Origin of the sequence: Streptomyces sp. NPDC051987, assembly GCF_040680735.1 — a bacterium.
Classification (GTDB): domain Bacteria; phylum Actinomycetota; class Actinomycetes; order Streptomycetales; family Streptomycetaceae; genus Streptomyces.
The window spans coordinates 1-16623 of record NZ_JBFAXI010000107.1 but is presented as its reverse complement, the minus strand read 5'-3'; the positions used below and the strand labels follow the sequence as shown (position 1 = coordinate 16623).

Sequence of the window (16623 nt, the reverse complement as noted above, 5' to 3'; positions counted from 1 at the left end):
ATGCCCCCCACGCACCACGCCACGGCCTGGGACGACCCGGCGACTCGACGCGCCTGGGCAAAGCTCGTCACCTGCGCGCTCTTGGGTCAGATCCTGTGGCCCGCCGCGTGGTTGGGGCTGTTGGCCTGGTACGTGATCATGTCGCTGACCTGGGCGCTCTGGCTCTTCTTCGTTCCCCTGCTCTACTCGTTCTACCGGGCGTTTCTCCAGCCGTCCTACATCTCCTGGGCCTTCCACACGCGGCGTCTGCTGCGCGCGTACCCGTGGCAGGTCTTCGAGGAACCGGAAAGCGGGATCGGGGAGGTCCCGGGCGCCACCGCCGGAGACGTCTGGCTGAGCTTCCCCAACCCGGAGCGCCCGGACGAGAAGCTGCCGATGATCCTGAAGGTGCACGTTCGGTCCGTCTGGTGGAGACGGCGCCTCGGGCGGGGCTGCACAACCGAGAAGACCAGGCAGATCAGGGAGGTGTGGTTCGCCGGGGATCCACGCTTCGCCGCCGTCATCGCTGCTCCAGGTCCTCGCCGCTTCCACGTGGTCCAGCAGCGTCCGATGCGCAAACGAGGCGTCGCCGACCCCTGTGACGCAAGTCCGGCCGCCCTCGACCGTGCCCGTCGTGCCGGAGTGCGGCTACCCGACCCGAAGTCGGCGACCGGGTGACCGCTTTGGCCGCGAGCCACGTTGTCGCGGCCACGGTCCCCGGGTAGGACCTCCCTCATGACATCACTCGGCGCTGTCTTCCGACCCCAGCTTCCTCCTGAGCGGCTGCGGGACGTCGTTCGGGTTGCTGACGGGGTGGGGCTGGAGGAGTTGTGGTTGTGGGAGGACTGTTTCCGGGAGGGCGGGATCTCCGCGGCCGCGGCCGCGCTCGCGTGGTCGGAGCGGGTGCGGGTCGGGGTCGGGCTGTTGCCGGTGCCGTTGCGGAACGTCGCGGTCACCGCGATGGAACTCGCCGCGCTGCACCGGATGTTCCCGGGGCGCGCGACCGTCGGCGTCGGCCACGGCGTGCAGGACTGGATGGGTCAGGCGGGCGCCCGCGCCGAGTCCCCGCTGACCCTGCTCCGTGAGCATCTCGACGCCCTGCGCGCCCTGTTGCGCGGGGAGCGGGTCACGGTCGCCGGGCGGTACGTCCGGCTCGACGACGTCGCCCTCGACTGGCCGCCCGCCGGCCCGGTCGAGGTGCTCGCCGGTGCCGAGGGCCCCCGTACCCTCCGCCTCTCCGGCGCCGCCGCCGACGGGACCGTGCTCACCGCCGCCACCTCACCCGACCGCGTCCGCCGGGCCCTGCGGCTCGTGGCGGAGGGGCGGGCGGCCGCGGGGCGCGGCGCGGACGAGCCGCACAGGGTCGTCGTCTATCTGCTGACCGCCACCGGGGCCGACGGTCCCGCCCGGCTCCGAGCCGAACTCGCGGCGGACGGACTGGAGTCGGTCCCCGGCCTCGGTGTCGCCGGTGACGCGGCCGCCGTCGCCCAGGCCGTGCGGCGGCTCGCGGAGGCCGGCGCCGACACCGTCGTCCTCCAGCCGACGGCGGACGAACCCGATCCGGAGGGCTTCGTGCGGTTCACCGCGGAGGAGGTCCGGCCCCTGGTGCCGTAGCCCCCGGGTGCCGGCCGCCCGGCGTTGTCAGTGGCGGGTGCCACACTCGCCGGTATGACGACCGATGACGTCCGGCTGCGGCCCGTGCACGACGACGACCTGGAGATCTTCCTCGCCTACGAGCACGACCCGGAAGCCGTCCGGCGGTCGCGGTTCACGCCCCGGCCGCGGGAGGCCTTCCTGCGGCACTGGCGGGAGCGCGTGCTCGGCGATCCCAGCGGCCTGGTGCGGACCGTGGTCGTGGACGGTGAGGTCGCGGGGAACATCGTCGCCTGGTGGGAGGGCGAGCGCCGGTTCACCGGATACTGGCTCGGGCGGGCCTACTGGGGGAGAGGCGTCGGCAGCCGCGCCCTCGACCTCTTCCTCCAGGAGGAGACCGCGCGCCCCCTGTTCGCCGACCCCTTCGCCGAGAACACCGCCTCCGTACGCCTGCTGGAGAAGAGCGGCTTCGTGCCGTACGACGACCCGGAGCACCCCGTGGACGAGGGGTTCGTGCTGCTCGTTCTTCGCGACGGTCCTGGCGGGGCGCCCGCCGCCGCCAGGCCCTAGTCGCGGGGGTGGTCCCCTGTCGCCCCGTCGATCAGCTCCCGCACGATGTCCATGTGCCCGGCGTGCCGTGCCGTCTCCTCGGCCATGTGGACGAGGACCCAGCGGAGCGAGACCGTGGTGTCGCGCCAGGAAGGCCGGCCCAGGGTCTCCAGCGGGCGGCCGGTGATCACGCGGTCGGCCGCGGCGCGCGCCCGGCCGTAGAAGTCGATGATCTGCCGCGTCGTCTCGCCGGGGCCGACGGTCATGTCCTCGGTGGCCGGGTCGAACCACAGCGGCTCGGCCTCCTCGCCGAAGCACTCGACGAACCAGCCGTACTCCACCGACGCCAGATGCTTCACCAACCCCAGCAGGTTCGTCCCCGACGGGGTCATCGGGCGGCGCAGCTGTTCGTCGTCCAGGCCCCGGAGCTTCCACAGGACCGCGTCCCGGTGCCGGTCCAGACTCGCGTGCAGGGTTTCCTTCTCACCGGCGGTGTACTGCTGATCGGTCGTCATGGGGGGCGAAATTAGCAGCGGGCACTGACAGACCGCTGCGACCATGCGGACCATGGGAGCACAGAAGCACCGCACGTTCGAGGACCTCGTCGCCGAGGGCGCGGCCGCGCCGACCGAGGGATGGGACTTCTCCTGGTTCGAGGGCCGGGCCACCGAGGCCCGCCCCTCCTGGGGGTACGCCCGTGCGGCCGGCGGGCGCCTGGCCGGCGCCGTCGCCGCGCTGGACATCCAGACCGGCGGCGGCGAGGTGTTCGACTTCGCGCTCGGCAGCGCGGCCCCACAGCGGCCCCGGCTGCTCGCCGCCACCGAGGGCTGGCCGCCCAACGTCACGAAGGCGAGCGCCCTGCTGGCAGCCCGCGGTGCGGTGGTCGTCGCCACGCCCGAGGAGGCTCCGCTGCCGTTCGCCGACGAGACCTTCGACCTGGTCCTCAGCCGGCACCCGGTGCGGCCCGACTGGCCCGAGATCGCGCGCGTCCTGCGGCCCGGCGGCACGTACTTCGCCCAGCACGTAGGGCCCGCCAGCGTCTTCGAGCTCGTCGAGTTCTTCCTCGGCCCGCAGCCGGAGGCCGTCCGGGGCGTGCGCCACCCCGACGGCGAGCGCGCCGCGGCTCAGGCGGCCGGGCTGGAGGTCGTCGCTCTGCGGGCGGAACGGCTGCGGATGGAATTCCACGACATCGCGGCCGTGGTGCACTTCCTGCGCAAGGTGGTGTGGCTGGTCCCCGGCTTCTCGGTGGAGAAGTACGAGCCCCAACTCCGTGCCCTGCACCAGCGGATGGAGACCCAGGGCCCGTTCGTCGCGCACAGCTCCCGGCACCTCTTCGACGCCCGCAAGCCGGAGCGCCGGCCGTGATCCACCCACCTTGCAATGCCAGGCGGCGAAGAATGGCCAAGAACCGCCGTCCGGGCTTGCGAACGCGCGCCCGTACGCGGGAACGGCCTGACGATCAGGCCGGGGCATGTCGTGATGCGCTGGGCCAATACGGTCAACTTTCGCTCGACGGTGTGTAACGGTGCATAAGAGAACGGACACGCTCTCTGTTCACCCCTCATCTTCACAGCGTTCCCACATCGTTACCTCTTTCGCTTCGTATCACCCGGTTGGCTCACGTAAGTTCAGACCAAGGCAATTCGCGTGAGCAAAGCTGCGCGGGCGGTACCGTGCAGTGGAGGGGGCTGCGCGGTGCCGCGACGCCCCGCCCGCTCCCGTCAAGGCGTCGTTCGCACCGGGGGTAGCCCGTAGGGGGGACGGGCGGGCAACTCGCCGAGGGGTCCCCAAGACGGCTCAAACCCCCTTGATCTCCCCGAAGGGGGCCGCTTTCCCTGGGATTCCGCTGCGAATCGGCCATCGAGGGCCCCTGAATCCAGCGATTCCGGCCCCTCGGGGCGTCGTCGGACGACTCCGGAGAGTAGTTGCTGCGCGCTGATGCGCGCAGCATCACTTACGAAGGGTTATGGTGGAAGCCCCCCCTCGGGCCGGTCCGTCTCCCCCCCACGGACCGGCCCGTTTTTTGTCCGCGCTTCGCTCCCGCCCCACCGGCGACCACGAGCGCGACCGGCCACCCCCGTCCCGGCACACCCGCGGCCCCCTCCCCCGGATGGCCCGCCCACCCGTACGGCCCGGCCGCTCGCGGCCCCCGACGGCCCGCCCCGCCGACGCCCGTCCGCCAGGCGGCCAGAGCTCCACCCGCCCTCGGGCGCCCTCCCCGCCGAACTCCCGTCAACTCCCAGCGGGGTAGGCTTCGGCCCGCGGACTCCCGCATCCCCAAGCACGCGGACTCCACGCGGACTCCCGCATCCGAATCACGAGGGGCGGACTTCAAGTGAACCTGCGCGACAAGCTGCGCGGCCTGCTCGTCAGGCTCTACGCGCGCCGGGTGGAAGGCCACCTGGACCACGCTCAGGTGCCCAAGCACATCGGCGTGATCATGGACGGCAACCGCCGCTGGGCGAAGGCCGCGGGCTCCAGCACGGTGCACGGTCACCGCGCCGGCGCCGAGAAGATCGAGGAGTTCCTCGGCTGGTGCTCCGAGACCGACGTCAAGGTCGTCACTCTCTGGCTGCTGTCCACGGACAACTTCGAACGCGCCAAGGAGGAGCTGGTCCCCCTCCTCGGCATCATCGAGGACGTCGTCCGCACCCTGGCCGCCGACGGCCGCTGGCGTGTGCACCACGTCGGCACCCCCGACCTGCTGCCCTCCCCGATGCAGACCGCGCTGAAGGAGGCCGAGGAGGCCACCGCGCACGTCGACGGAATACTGGTGAACGTCGCCATCGGCTACGGCGGCCGCCAGGAGATCGCCGACGCCGTGCGCTCGATGATCCTGGACGCCCACGACAAGGGCGTCTCGATGGAGGACCTCGCCGACTCCGTCGACATCGACATGATCGGCCGGCACCTCTACACCGGCGCCCAGCCCGACCCGGACCTGGTGATCCGCACCAGCGGCGAGCAGCGGCTGTCCGGATTCATGCTCTGGCAGACCGCCCACTCCGAGTACTACTTCTGCGAGGTCTTCTGGCCCGCCTTCCGCAAGGTCGACTTCCTGCGCGCCCTGCGTGACTACGCGGCCCGGCACCGCCGCTACGGCGGGTGACGCCCTCGTGACGGCGGACGTCAACACGGCATACGAGCCCCGCCCCCGCCACCACGCTGGATAACCCCGTCGTCACGGTGGATGACCCCGCCCCGCCCATGAGGCGCGAATCACCCGTATTGGGGCGCGAGTAACACGGAGTTCACCTGCGCGTCGTTGCGGACCGTGGCATGGCGGCGCATGTTCGAGGGCATAAGCCAAGCAGGTCGATGCCCGAACCACGGGCATCGGTTCTCAGCGGGCGGCTCGGGGCCGTCCGCCCGGGAGGCCCTTTGCACCAGCCCGACCGTGCGGTCACGGCACGGAAGAAGCAGCGGGGGGCCGGTTTTCGGCCCGTGCAGGGTGGCCGTCGACCGGCCGGGATCCTTCCCGCCCAGCCCACCCCGGCTCTCGTCCTCGTCGCTCCCCGACCTCATCCGAGGGGGTACGTCCTTCCGTGGTGACCAGCACAGCGCGCCGCAAGTCCGACCGGCGCACCTATGTTCTCGACACCAGCGTCCTGCTGGCCGACCCGAACGCCATGACCCGCTTCGAGGAGCACGAGGTCGTGCTGCCGATCGTCGTGGTCACGGAACTGGAGGCCAAGCGGCACCATCCCGAACTCGGTTACTTCGCCCGGCAGGCGCTGCGCCTGCTCGACGACTACCGGGTCCGGCACGGCCGCCTCGATGCCCCCATCCCGATCGGCGACCTCGGCGGCACCATCCGTGTCGAGCTCAACCACTCGGACCCCAGTGTCCTGCCGAGCGGCTACCGCCTGGGGGACAACGACTCCCGCATCCTCGCGGTCGCCCGCAACCTGCAGGCCGAGGGGTACGACGTCACCGTCGTGTCGAAGGACCTCCCGCTCAGGATCAAGGCCTCGTCGGTCGGCCTCCTCGCCGAGGAGTACCGCGCCGAACTCGCCATCACGGACTCCTCCGGCTGGACCGGAATGTCCGAACTGACCCTGCCCGGCGAACAGGTGGACATCCTCTTCGAGGAGGGCCATGTCTACGTCCCGGAGGCCTCCGACCTCCCCGTGCACACCGGCCTGACCATCCAGTCCGAGCGCGGCAAGGCGCTCGGCCGGGTGACGGCGGAGGGCAACATCCGCCTGGTGCGCGGCGACCGCGAGGCGTTCGGCATCAAGGGCCGCAGCGCCGAGCAGCGCATCGCGCTCGACCTGCTGCTCGACCCGGACGTCGGGATCGTGTCGATGGGCGGCCGGGCCGGCACCGGCAAGAGCGCGCTGGCGCTGTGCGCGGGCCTGGAGGCGGTCCTGGAGCGCCGCCAGCACCAGAAGGTGATGGTCTTCCGTCCGCTGTACGCGGTCGGCGGGCAGGAACTCGGCTATCTGCCGGGCTCCGAGGCGGAGAAGATGAGCCCCTGGGCGCAGGCGGTCTTCGACACCCTCTCGGCGGTCACCAGTCGCGAGGTCATCGAGGAGGTCACCGCCCGCGGGATGCTGGAGGTGCTGCCGCTCACCCACATCCGCGGCCGCTCCCTGCACGACGCCTTCGTGATCGTGGACGAGGCGCAGTCGCTGGAACGGAACGTCCTGCTGACCGTTCTGTCCCGGATCGGGGCGAACTCACGGGTGGTTCTGACCCACGACGTGGCGCAAAGGGACAACCTGCGGGTGGGCCGTTACGACGGTGTGGTCGCCGTGGTCGAGAAGCTGAAGGGGCATCCGCTCTTCGCGCATGTCACCCTCACCCGGTCCGAGAGGTCCCAGATCGCCGCACTGGTGACCGAAATGCTGGAGGACGGACACATCTGAACCATCTGATCGGAGTGTCCAATATGGGGTGACAATCACTCCGTTGGCGCCGCCCGGCAAAGGCCCCGAGCCTAGCCGGGCGGCGTCTTCGTGCGTGGCGGTTTCCTCAAATCCGCAGGGAGAAACCGGATGTGAGCTTTCACACGCAACTCTGAATTGCCACCCGGCGTCGGGTTACGGCAGAGTCTCATTCCTGTCAGGCCCCGCATACGACACACCTGTACCCCCAGCGGTACGGAACAACAGAAGCATCACTGCTAATTCCATAGCGACGTCGTATGCCGCCCGAGCACCACGCGGCGCTCCCAGCGAGGAGTTGCCCACCGGGCCCGTGTCTCCCGTGACCCAGTAGTGAGGAGACCAGTGTCAGGGGCACGATTGCGTCCGCCAGGGTCACCGAAGCGGGCGATGCTGGAAGGAAACCGTGTGAGCCGGATCTCGGTCCGGGGATTCGCAGTGGCCTCGGCCACCGCGGTCACCGCCGTCGGAAGCGTCGTGGGCGTCGCCTCGGGCAGTGTTGCCCAGCCGAACAACGACGCTGAGGCTACGGCAGCCGACACCACGCTCCTCGCGGACCTGCCCGCGGGCCAGCAGGCCCAGGTGCAGACCGCGTCGCTGACGCAGCAGGCCGACGCCGTGGCGATCCAGGCGGACGCGTCCGCCAAGAAGGACGCCGAGCAGGCCGCCCGAGTGGCCGCGGCCAAGACCGCCGAGGCCAAGAAGGCCCAGGCGGAGAAGGCCGCGAAGGAGGCCAAGGAGCGCGCCGAGGCGAAGCAGGCGGCCAGCCGCTCCTCCGCGTCCAGCTTCCCGGTCCAGAGCTCGTACACCGTGGCGCAGATCCAGGCGATGGCGCAGCAGATGGTGGCAGCCGGCCAGTACCAGTGCTTCAGCAACATCGTGGACCACGAGTCCAGCTGGAACTACCGGGCGGTCAACGCCTCCTCCGGCGCCTACGGTCTCTTCCAGGCCCTGCCCGGCTCCAAGATGTCCTCCGCGGGCGCCGACTGGCAGACCAACCCGGCCACGCAGATCAAGTGGGGCCTGAACTACATGGACTCCCGGTACGGCAGCCCGTGCCAGGCCTGGTCGTTCTGGCAGGCCAACCACTGGTACTAGGCGCTCGGCCGGGTCAGCCGACAGCGGCGCCGCGGTCCGTGGTCGTCTGCGGGCCGTGTGTGGCTGGTCGCGCGGTTCCCCGCGCCCCTGAAAGTCTGTGGCGGGCCCCTCTCTCAACCCTCGGCAGCCCCTCCCCGTCCTAGGGGGAGGGGCTGTCGCCCTGTACGGTCGTTGCGGACGACTCCAGGGGGGAGTGGTGGGGAGAGGGCGGATCATGTCGCGCGTGCCTGAGTGGCTCGGCCGTATCGGGGCCGGACTGACCGAGATGGGCGAGCGGTTGGACGAGCGCCGGGCCGAGGTGGAGCGGGAGCACGCCGAGCCGGAGCCGTCGGCTCCGGCCGTGTCCGTTCCGGCCCCCGCCCCGGCCGCGGACCCGCCGGCCCCCGTGCCCGTCCGGAAGCCGGTGCCGCGTCCCGACCCGGTGACGGCCATCCCGTGGGGCGTGCGGGTCGCCGCCGAGGCCGGCTGGCGGCTGCTGGTGCTGGCGGGCACGGTCTGGATCCTGATGCGGGTCATCAGCGCCGTGCAGCTCGTCGTGTTCGCCTTCGTCATCGCGCTGCTGATCACCGCCCTGCTCCAGCCGACGGTCGCCCGGCTGTGCCGCTACGGCATGCCCCGCGGCCCGGCCACCGCGCTCACCGCCATCTCCGGCTTCGTGGTGATCGGCCTGATGGGCTGGTTCGTCACCTGGCAGGTCATGGAGAACATCGACACGCTCTCCAGCCAGGTCCAGAACGGCATCGACGACCTGCGCAACTGGCTGCTGAAGAGCCCCTTCCACGTCACCGACAAACAGATCAACCAGATCGCCAAGAACCTCCGCGAGGCGATCGGCGCCAACACCGACCAGATCACCTCGTTCGGCCTGGAGGGCGTCCAGGTGATCGTGGAGGCCCTGACCGGCATCCTTCTGGTCTTCTTCTCCACGCTCTTCCTGCTGTACGACGGCGCGCGCATCTGGCAGTGGTTCCTGAAGCTCGTGCCGTCCGCCGCGCGTGAGGGGGTGGCCGGTGCGGGCCCGCGGGCCTGGCGCACGCTCACCGCCTACGTGCGGGGCACGGTCCTGGTCGCCCTCATCGACGCCGTCTTCATCGGCATCGGCATCTACTTCCTGGACGTCCCGATGGCGGTCCCGCTGGCCGTCTTCATCTTCCTGTTCTCCTTCATCCCGCTCGTCGGCGCCGTCGCCTCCGGCGCGTTGGCGGTGATCGTGGCGCTGGTCACCCAGGGCGTCTTCACCGCGGTCATGACCCTGGCCGTCGTCCTCGCGGTCCAGCAGATCGAGGGCCACATCCTCCAGCCCTTCATCCTCGGGCGCGCGGTCCGGGTGCACCCCCTCGCGGTGGTCCTCACGGTCGCGGCCGGCGGAATGGTCGCGGGCATCGGCGGCGCGGTGGTCGCGGTGCCGCTGGTGGCGGTGACCAACACGGTGGTCAGCTATCTGCACCACTACACCCACGACCGCTACGAGACCACCGAACCCGACGACCCCGACCGGCCCCACGATCCACCCCGCCAGGCTCCTGAGGACGCCGACCAACCACCCAACTCACCCCGCCCGGTTCCTGACGATGCCGACGGGCCACCGAATTCGCCGGGTCCGGCGCTTGACGGCGGCGCCGAGCCGTCCAGACTCAGCCCGCCCGGCTCGTGAGGACGGCGATCAGCCACCCGATTCAGCCCGTCCGGCGTTTGAGGACAAGGCCGTTCAGGCCGAAGGGGGCCCGGGGGCGCGGCCCCCGGGGACGCGGGAGGCCCCGCCCACCAGGGGTGAACGGGGCCTTCGGGGCGACAGCGGCTGCTCCACCGCTGCCTCTCATTCCGTGCGCAGGCCGTCCGGGCGCATCAGCCGCAGCAGAGGCGGCAGGCTGAGCAGGGTCACCGCGAGGACGACCGCCGCGCCGAAGCCGGTCATCGCCAGCACGTCGGGCCAGTCCACGCGCACCGTGGCGCCGACCATCTTCAGCAGCACCGTGCCCAGCGTCAGCCCCACCACGCCGGCCAGCAGCAGACCCAGCCCGACCGGGATCGCCGTCTGCCACAGCACCGACAGGCTCAGCGTGCGGCGCCGGGTGCCGAAGGCGACCAGGGCCGACAGCAGCTTCTTGCGCTCGCGCAACTGCTCCAGCTGACCGACCAGCAGACTCGCGCCGATCAGCGCCAGTACGGCGGCCGCGCCGACGAACAGCCCGGTGCGGATGGACTCGAACTGGCTGTTGCGCTCGACCGAGGTCAGCGTCTCCGCGTGCATCAGCGGATCGATCCGCACCGCCGTGTCGATCACGTACTCGTGGGCGTCGCGGACCCCGGAGTCGATGGACAGGTAGACCACGCCCCGCACGGCCGTGCTGGCGGCGTGGGGCAGTGCGCCCGGGGTGAGCAGGAAACCGCCGCGCTTGTCGCCGGTGGGGTCCTCACGGGTCTGTGCCTGCCGCAGCCCCGCCGGTACCGTCCAGCGGGTCGCCGGGCCGTCCGCGTCCCCGCTGTAGGCGGGGTCGAAGTACAGCGTCCGGCCGTGCTTCTCCCCGGCGGCGAGCAGCTTCGTCGTCTCGGAGTCGGAGTCGGCGCCCCGCACCACGAAGGCGTCGCCGTCGTGACAGGACGGCAGCACCGCGATCTCGCGCAGCGAGGCACAACTGCCGACGCTCACCGAAGCGGTGCGGCTGGGATCCTTGCTCCGGTCGCCGACCTCGCCGTCGGCGATCGAGACCACCTTCAGCACGCCCTTGGTGGCCGTCATGGCCCGGGCCACCTCGGGCACCGACACGCCGGTCGGCACCTGCACCGACATCTGCGCGCGGTCGAGGTCGTTGGTCGTCTGTTTGGTGTAGTCCGCCTCGACCCCGGCGAAGACCATCTGGAGCGCGATCGCCCCGGCCACCGCCACCGCGATGCCGTTGACCATGCGGGCCGCCGTGCCGCTGCTCAACTGGAGCCTGCGGACCGCGAGCTGCCAGGCGACGGCACCCCGGCCGAGCCGGCCGACGACCGCCTCCACGACCCACGGCAGCAGCGCCGTGATGCCGACCAGGAGGAGCAGGACGCCGCCGGTCACCAGGTACTGGTTGAAGTCGCCGTCGCCGCGGCCCTGCCCGACCATCGGGTAGAGCGCCGCCAGGCCGGCCACCGGGAGCAGCAGCCGCCACCACAGCCGGCGCCGGGCGGGCTTCGCCGTGCGCACCACGCCGAGCGGCTCGATGACCACCCCGCGCAGCGTGAACATGGTCACCAGCACGGCCGCCGCCGGGACGGCGACCGCCACCAGCAGGGCCAGCACAGGGGACGGGTCGAGATAGCTCGGGAAGACGCTGATGCCGAACACCTCGGCGTTCCCCGCGAGCCGGCGGCCGATCAGGAAGAAGCCGAGGCCGAGGACCAGGCCGAGCAGCGCGCCCGCCATCGCCTCGCCGGCCGCGATCCGCCGCACCATCCGCCCGTCGGAGCCGACCAGCCGCAGCGCGGCCAGCCGCCGGTCGCGGCGCTCGCCGCCGAAGCGGACGGCGGCCGCGACGAACACGGCGACCGGCATCAGCAGGATCACGAAGACCACGAGGACGAGCAGGGTGAGGACCGGGTCGTTCTCCGTGTCCGGCGACCGGGGGCTGCCGAAGTGGTCGATCCGGGCCACGTCCGGCGGGTTGATGTGGGCGGCGAGGTTGTCGGAGCCCGCGTAGTAGGCGAGTTCCTGGGAGCCGGTCAGCCCGCTCTCCGCGATGGTGGCGGTGATCCGGTACGGCAGCCGGGCGCGCAGCAGCGCTCCGTCGGGGGAGTCGAGCAGCCGCTTCAGGGCGGGCGAGACGGCCATCTCGCCGGGTGCCGGATACCGGGTGAGCCCGGGGGGCACCGGTGCCTTCGCACCCTCCCGCTGGACGATCCGGCCGCGTATGTCGGCGCCGCGGTAGGGGGTGTCGATGTCCGCGATCACGAACGTCTTCTCGCCGGGCTTCATGGGGTGGCCGAAGACGTAGGTGTAGTCCGCCCGCGCCACATCGCGCTGGTGGCGCACGGACAGCGCGTTCGGGATGGCGGTGGTGAGCAGCAGCAGCGCCACCCCCAGGCCCACGCCGACCGCCGTCATCGCGGCCCGGAACCAGCCCTCACGGCCGCCCGCGAAGGCGAACCGGACCCCCATGGCCAGATCCCTCGTCGACTGCCGGACCCTCATACCGCCCGCTCCATGTCCCGCGACTTCCCGTCCCGTACGACGATCTCGCGGTCGGAGTAGGCGGCCACCCGGGCCTCGTGGGTGACGAGGACGACGGCCGCGTTGGTGGAGCGGGCGGCGTCCGTCAGCAGCTCCATCACGCGCTCGCCGTTGAGCGAGTCGAGCGCCCCGGTCGGCTCGTCCGCGAACACCACCCGTGGCCCGGTCACCAGTGAGCGGGCCACCGCGACCCGCTGCCCCTGACCGCCGGAGACCTCACCGGGACGCTTCTTCGCGAGGTCGTCGACCTCCAGGCGCTCCATCCAGCCCAGCGCGGCCCGCTCGGCCTCCTTGCGGGAGGTGCCGTTCAGCCGCAGCGGCAGCGCGATGTTCTCCACGCAGGTCAGTTCGGGCACCAGCTGCCCGAACTGGAAGACGAAACCGAACTCGCTGCGCCGCAGGGCGCTGCGCTCGACGTCGTTCATGGTCGCCATCTCCCGCCCGGCGTACCTGATCGAACCGGCGTCGGGCGGGACGATCCCGGCGAGGCAGTGCAGCAGCGTCGACTTGCCGGACCCTGAGGGGCCCATCACGGCGACGACCTCGCCCGGGTGGATGGAGAACTCGGCGCCGTCGAGGGCGACGGTCGGGCCGTACGCCTTGCGCAGGCCCTCGGCCGTGAGCAGCGAACCGGCGGGGGCGTTCACCTGGCCACCTCCGCACGGAGCTTGTCGAGCCGGGCCGCGGTCAGTTCCAGCCAGCGCAGGTCCGCCTCCAGGTGGAACAGGGCGTGGTCGCAGACGAGCTGGTCCGCGAGGTCGCCGTGGCGCTTGCGGTCGGTGAGGATGCGCATGCTGCGCAGGTGCTCGGAGCGCTGGCTGTCCAGGATGTCAGCGGCGTTCCGGTGCGTCAGCAGCGCGAGCACGACCTTGGTGTACAGGGTCGACTGGAGGTACTCCGCCGGCTTCTCGGGGGTGGCCAGCCACCGCTCGACGTCGGTGACACCGGCGTCGGTGATGGCGTACCGCTTGCGCTCGGGTCCGCCGCCGGCCTCGATGCCGTCGACTTCCACGAGCCCGTTCTTCAGCAGCCGGGACATCGTCGAGTACACCTGGCCGTAGTGCAGCGGCCGGTCGTGACCGAACTTCTCGTCGAAGGCCCGCTTCAGGTCGTAACCGTGGCGCGGGCCGGACTCCAGGAGCCCCAGGAGGGTGTGACCGATGGACATGCCGAGCACTCTACACACGGTGTATACGCCGGGTGTATACACGCCGTGTGGGGATCATTGCCCGCTGTGTACATGCTGTGCGCCGGCGCAGGTGGGGGCCGATTGTCACGGTTCTGCGACAGCACCGCATGGCGGCGGTGGGGTTCGGGGCGGCGACCGGATCCGCCTCGGTGGCGCGGTGGGGGCGTCGTGCTCGCGCCGGGGTGGCCGCCGCGGGGACTTCCGGCGCGGCCGGTCCGGCCGGTGGCCGGCGGCCGGATGGCCGTCGCTCGGGGAGGAGTCAGCGGATCCCTGCACGCCGCCGGGCTGCCCGGCGGCGGCGCCGGGTCGGGACTGCACCTGTCCGTGCCAATTGTCCATATGGGGCCGGGGTTTGTTATATCAAAGTGATATCACTTGCGGCACCGGGCAACCCTGCGCCCCCTCCGTTCGTCGGTTCCGTTGGGCGGGGGTGCTGATTGTCACGTCCGAAAAGGGGCAGATCGTGCGCGCTTTGTCATAGAGAGCGGTGTTAGCTTTCTGGACTGACTTGAGCCACGTGCCTGTGTGACACCCGTACACACGTGTGACAGCCGAGACGAAGCGGAGCGGACGGACTCATGGGACGAGCGGACGAGAGAAGAGCGCGGCAGCGCGGCGGCCGCCGCGCTGCGCCCCGGAACCGCACGCCCCAGCCTGCCGAGACCGAGACGCCGACGAGGGCGGCGAGCGGCACCACGGCCACGGTCGAGTCACCCGACGCCGCGGCCGCCCAGGCGGCCGAGGGCGCGACCCGCGCGGAGCGCCGCCGGGCCGCCGCCAGGAAGCCGGGCAGGTCCGCTCCGCCCGGAAAGCCGGGTGCGCCGGGCAAGCCCGCCAAGGGCCGGATACGCGCGCTGTTCACCTGGAAGAAGATGCTCGGCGCGTTCTTCACCGTCTGTCTGCTGGGCATCGGCTCCTTCATCGCGCTGTACATGATGGTCAGCATCCCGGCGGGCAACGCGCTCGCGCAGACGCAGAGCAACGTCTACAAGTACAGCGACGGCACGGTCCTGGCCCGCAAGGGCACCGTCAACCGCGAGATCGTCGACCTCTCCAAGGTCCCGAAGGACGTCCAGCACACCTTCGTCGCCGCGGAGAACAAGACCTTCTACAACGACAACGGCATCGACCTCAGGGGCATGGCCCGCGGCCTCTACAACACGGCGATGGGCCGCGGCACCCAGGGCGGTTCGACGATCACCCAGCAGTACGTCAAGAACTACTACCTCGACCAGAACCAGACCATCACGCGCAAGCTGAAGGAACTGGTCATCACGCTCAAGGTGGACCGCGAGAAGTCCAAGGACTACATCCTCGCGGGCTACATCAACACCAGCTACTACGGCCGCGGCGCCTACGGCATCCAGGCCGCCGCCCAGGCCTACTACCACGTCGACGCCGAGAAGCTCTCGGTCCAGCAGGGCGCCTACCTGGCCGCGCTGCTCCAGGCGCCCAGCCAGTACGACTGGGCGGTGGCGGGCCCCATCGGCAAGAAGCTGGTGACGGCACGCTGGAACTACGTCCTGGACAACATGGTCAAGCAGGGCTGGCTGGACAAGTCCAAGCGGGACGCCATGACGTTCCCGGTGCCCAAGGAACCCAAGGCCGCGTCCGGCCTGGACGGCCAGAAGGGCTACCTGGTCGAACTGGCCAACACCCAGCTGGAGAACCAGCTGATGAAGGAGCAGGGGATCACCCGCTCCGAGGCGGAGGCCCTCGTCGTCGACCAGGGCTGGACGATCACCCTGAACATCGACCCGAAGAGGCAGAAGAAGCTGGAGGCGGCCGTCAAGAGCCAGCTCACCAGCAAGCTCGACGGCAAGAAGCGCAAGGTCGACAAGAACGTCCAGGCCGGCGCCGTCTCCGTCGATCCCAAGACCGGCAAGATCGTCGCCATGTACGGCGGCGTGGACTACTACAAGCACTACACCGACAACGCCACCCGCGCCGACTACCAGCCGGCGTCCACCTTCAAGCCGATCATCCTCGCCGCCGCGCTGGACCAGGACGCCAAGACGCAGGACGGCAAGGACATCAACGCCAACACCATCTACGACGGCACCAGCGGACGTCCGGTCAAGGGCAGCGACATCGCCTTCGCACCGCCGAACGAGGACGACGCGGACTACGGCAAGATCACCGTGCAGACGGCGATGAACAAGTCCGTCAACTCGGTGTTCGCGCAGATGGGTGTGGACGTCGGCATGAAGAACGTGCTGAAGACTGCCGACGACCTCGGTCTGGACACCGAGGGCCTCCAGGCGGTGCCCGCGATGACCCTGGGCACGATGGGCGCGAGCCCGCTGGAGATGGCGGGGGTGTACGCGACCCTCGACAACCACGGTCAGAAGGTCACCCCGTCGATCCTCGCGTCGGCGGAGAAGACCGGCCGCAAGGTCGACCTGCCGAACCCGGTCGGCGAACAGGTGGTCAGCCGGGAGGCGGCCGACCAGGTGACGTCCGTGCTGACCGGCGTGGTCGACGACGGTACGGCCAAGGTGTCGGTGGCCCAGAACCCGCTGCGCAGGGGCCAGCAGGTGGCCGGCAAGACGGGTACGTCCGACAACAACAAGTCGGCCTGGTTCACCGGGTACACGCCCGACCTGGTGACGTCGGTCGGCCTGTTCGGCGAGGACGCCAAGACCCACAACCAGGTGTCCCTCACCGGCGCCACCGGCCTGATCCCCGGCACCGGCCGGATCAACGGTGGCGGTTACCCGGCGCAGATCTGGGCGGCGTACACCTTCGGCGTCACGAAGAAGGCCAAGTTCGACCTGAACACCGAGCTGGGCGCGGCCGTCAAGCCGACGGAGTCCCCGAGCATCAGCTCGACCCCGTCCGAGACGCCGTCCCAGACGCCGAGCTCGACCCCGTCGAAGTCGGCTTCACCGCCGGCCCAGAGTCCGTCCCAGAGTCCGTCCCAGACCCCGACGAAGTCCGCGCCCCCGTCGCAGACCCCGTCCCAGACCCCGTCCCAGACCCCGACGGGCGGCATCACCGACAACCCGCTGGACCCGGCGGGCGGCCAGTAGCAGAGCCGCGGGCGCGCCCCGGGCTGGGGCGGGGGCGGCGCGCGCGTGGGGGCGCGCGCGGGGGCCCCCGCGCCCGCGGGGGGGCCGGCG

At 71.0% G+C, this 16623-nt stretch carries 13 protein-coding genes; 9 read left to right on the top strand and 4 right to left on the bottom strand.

The genetic code is table 11. The features are described 5' to 3' along the window. From AB0M11_RS35570 to AB0M11_RS35560, 3 genes are read left to right on the top strand one after another with little or no spacing between them, the layout of a single operon-like run. Entirely contained in the window at positions 1-657 is a 657-nt protein-coding gene (locus AB0M11_RS35570; protein ID WP_365712291.1) for a hypothetical protein, read from the top strand. 57 nt (positions 658-714) lie between these two features. Continuing rightward, positions 715-1593 carry an LLM class flavin-dependent oxidoreductase gene (locus tag AB0M11_RS35565; RefSeq protein WP_365712290.1) on the top strand — a complete coding sequence of 293 codons (879 nt, stop codon included), beginning with the start codon at positions 715-717 and terminating at the stop codon, positions 1591-1593. Between the two features lie 54 nt (positions 1594-1647). Further along, positions 1648-2142 carry a GNAT family N-acetyltransferase gene (locus AB0M11_RS35560; protein ID WP_365712289.1) on the top strand — a complete coding sequence of 165 codons (495 nt, stop codon included), beginning with the start codon at positions 1648-1650 and terminating at the stop codon, positions 2140-2142. Here AB0M11_RS35560 and AB0M11_RS35555 read toward each other — a convergent pair. Next, positions 2139-2636 (bottom strand): DinB family protein, encoded by a 498-nt coding sequence (locus AB0M11_RS35555; protein ID WP_365712288.1) that lies wholly within the window; start codon positions 2634-2636, stop codon positions 2139-2141. The genes AB0M11_RS35560 and AB0M11_RS35555 overlap by 4 nt on opposite strands. Before the next feature lie 52 nt (positions 2637-2688). On the opposite strand from AB0M11_RS35555, the gene AB0M11_RS35550 reads away from it, so the two are divergent. The 5 genes from AB0M11_RS35550 (at position 2689) to AB0M11_RS35530 (ending at position 9762) form a co-directional block, all read left to right on the top strand. After that, on the top strand, positions 2689-3486 hold the full coding sequence (locus tag AB0M11_RS35550) for a methyltransferase domain-containing protein (protein ID WP_365712287.1): 798 nt from the start codon (positions 2689-2691) through the stop codon (positions 3484-3486). A gap of 970 nt (positions 3487-4456) precedes the next feature. Beyond that, positions 4457-5230 carry an isoprenyl transferase gene (locus tag AB0M11_RS35545; protein WP_365712286.1) on the top strand — a complete coding sequence of 258 codons (774 nt, stop codon included), beginning with the start codon at positions 4457-4459 and terminating at the stop codon, positions 5228-5230. A 436-nt stretch (positions 5231-5666) separates the two neighbouring features. Continuing rightward, a complete protein-coding gene (locus AB0M11_RS35540; protein WP_351959517.1) occupies positions 5667-6992 on the top strand; it encodes a PhoH family protein in 1326 nt (441 codons plus the stop codon). 426 nt (positions 6993-7418) lie between these two features. Beyond that, positions 7419-8108: a lytic transglycosylase domain-containing protein gene (locus AB0M11_RS35535; RefSeq protein WP_365712284.1), complete on the top strand. Its 690-nt coding sequence runs from the start codon at positions 7419-7421 to the stop codon at positions 8106-8108. Positions 8109-8322: 214 nt separating this feature from the next. Beyond that, a complete protein-coding gene (locus AB0M11_RS35530; protein WP_365712282.1) occupies positions 8323-9762 on the top strand; it encodes an AI-2E family transporter in 1440 nt (479 codons plus the stop codon). 162 nt (positions 9763-9924) lie between these two features. On the opposite strand, the gene AB0M11_RS35525 is transcribed toward AB0M11_RS35530, so the two are convergent. The 3 genes from AB0M11_RS35525 to AB0M11_RS35515 are packed head-to-tail and all read right to left on the bottom strand — an operon-like array spanning position 9925 to position 13480. Continuing rightward, a complete protein-coding gene (locus AB0M11_RS35525) occupies positions 9925-12273 on the bottom strand; it encodes an FtsX-like permease family protein (protein ID WP_365712281.1) in 2349 nt (782 codons plus the stop codon). Then, the gene (locus tag AB0M11_RS35520; RefSeq protein ID WP_365712280.1) at positions 12270-12959 is read right to left on the bottom strand and encodes an ABC transporter ATP-binding protein; all 690 of its coding nucleotides are present in this window, start codon (positions 12957-12959) and stop codon (positions 12270-12272) included. Before AB0M11_RS35520 ends, AB0M11_RS35525 begins: the two co-directional genes overlap by 4 nt. Then, positions 12956-13480: a PadR family transcriptional regulator gene (locus AB0M11_RS35515; protein WP_365712279.1), complete on the bottom strand. Its 525-nt coding sequence runs from the start codon at positions 13478-13480 to the stop codon at positions 12956-12958. The genes AB0M11_RS35520 and AB0M11_RS35515 overlap by 4 nt, the downstream gene beginning before the upstream one ends. Before the next feature lie 599 nt (positions 13481-14079). Between AB0M11_RS35515 and AB0M11_RS35510 the strand changes: the two genes are divergently transcribed. Beyond that, entirely contained in the window at positions 14080-16533 is a 2454-nt protein-coding gene (locus AB0M11_RS35510; protein ID WP_365712278.1) for a transglycosylase domain-containing protein, read from the top strand. The last annotated feature ends 90 nt before the right edge of the window (positions 16534-16623 follow it).

What these genes read in the sequence shown, in the direction of transcription:
- AB0M11_RS35570 (WP_365712291.1), top strand. Translation starts at nt 1, where the DNA reads ATGCCCCCCACGCACCACGCCACGGCCTGGGACGACCCGGCGACTCGA.
- AB0M11_RS35565 (WP_365712290.1), top strand. Translation starts at nt 715, where the DNA reads ATGACATCACTCGGCGCTGTCTTCCGACCCCAGCTTCCTCCTGAGCGG.
- AB0M11_RS35560 (WP_365712289.1), top strand. Translation starts at nt 1,648, where the DNA reads ATGACGACCGATGACGTCCGGCTGCGGCCCGTGCACGACGACGACCTG.
- AB0M11_RS35555 (WP_365712288.1), bottom strand. Translation starts at nt 2,636, where the DNA reads ATGACGACCGATCAGCAGTACACCGCCGGTGAGAAGGAAACCCTGCAC.
- AB0M11_RS35550 (WP_365712287.1), top strand. Translation starts at nt 2,689, where the DNA reads ATGGGAGCACAGAAGCACCGCACGTTCGAGGACCTCGTCGCCGAGGGC.
- AB0M11_RS35530 (WP_365712282.1), top strand. Translation starts at nt 8,323, where the DNA reads ATGTCGCGCGTGCCTGAGTGGCTCGGCCGTATCGGGGCCGGACTGACC.
- AB0M11_RS35525 (WP_365712281.1), bottom strand. Translation starts at nt 12,273, where the DNA reads ATGAGGGTCCGGCAGTCGACGAGGGATCTGGCCATGGGGGTCCGGTTC.
- AB0M11_RS35515 (WP_365712279.1), bottom strand. Translation starts at nt 13,480, where the DNA reads ATGTCCATCGGTCACACCCTCCTGGGGCTCCTGGAGTCCGGCCCGCGC.
- AB0M11_RS35510 (WP_365712278.1), top strand. Translation starts at nt 14,080, where the DNA reads ATGGGACGAGCGGACGAGAGAAGAGCGCGGCAGCGCGGCGGCCGCCGC.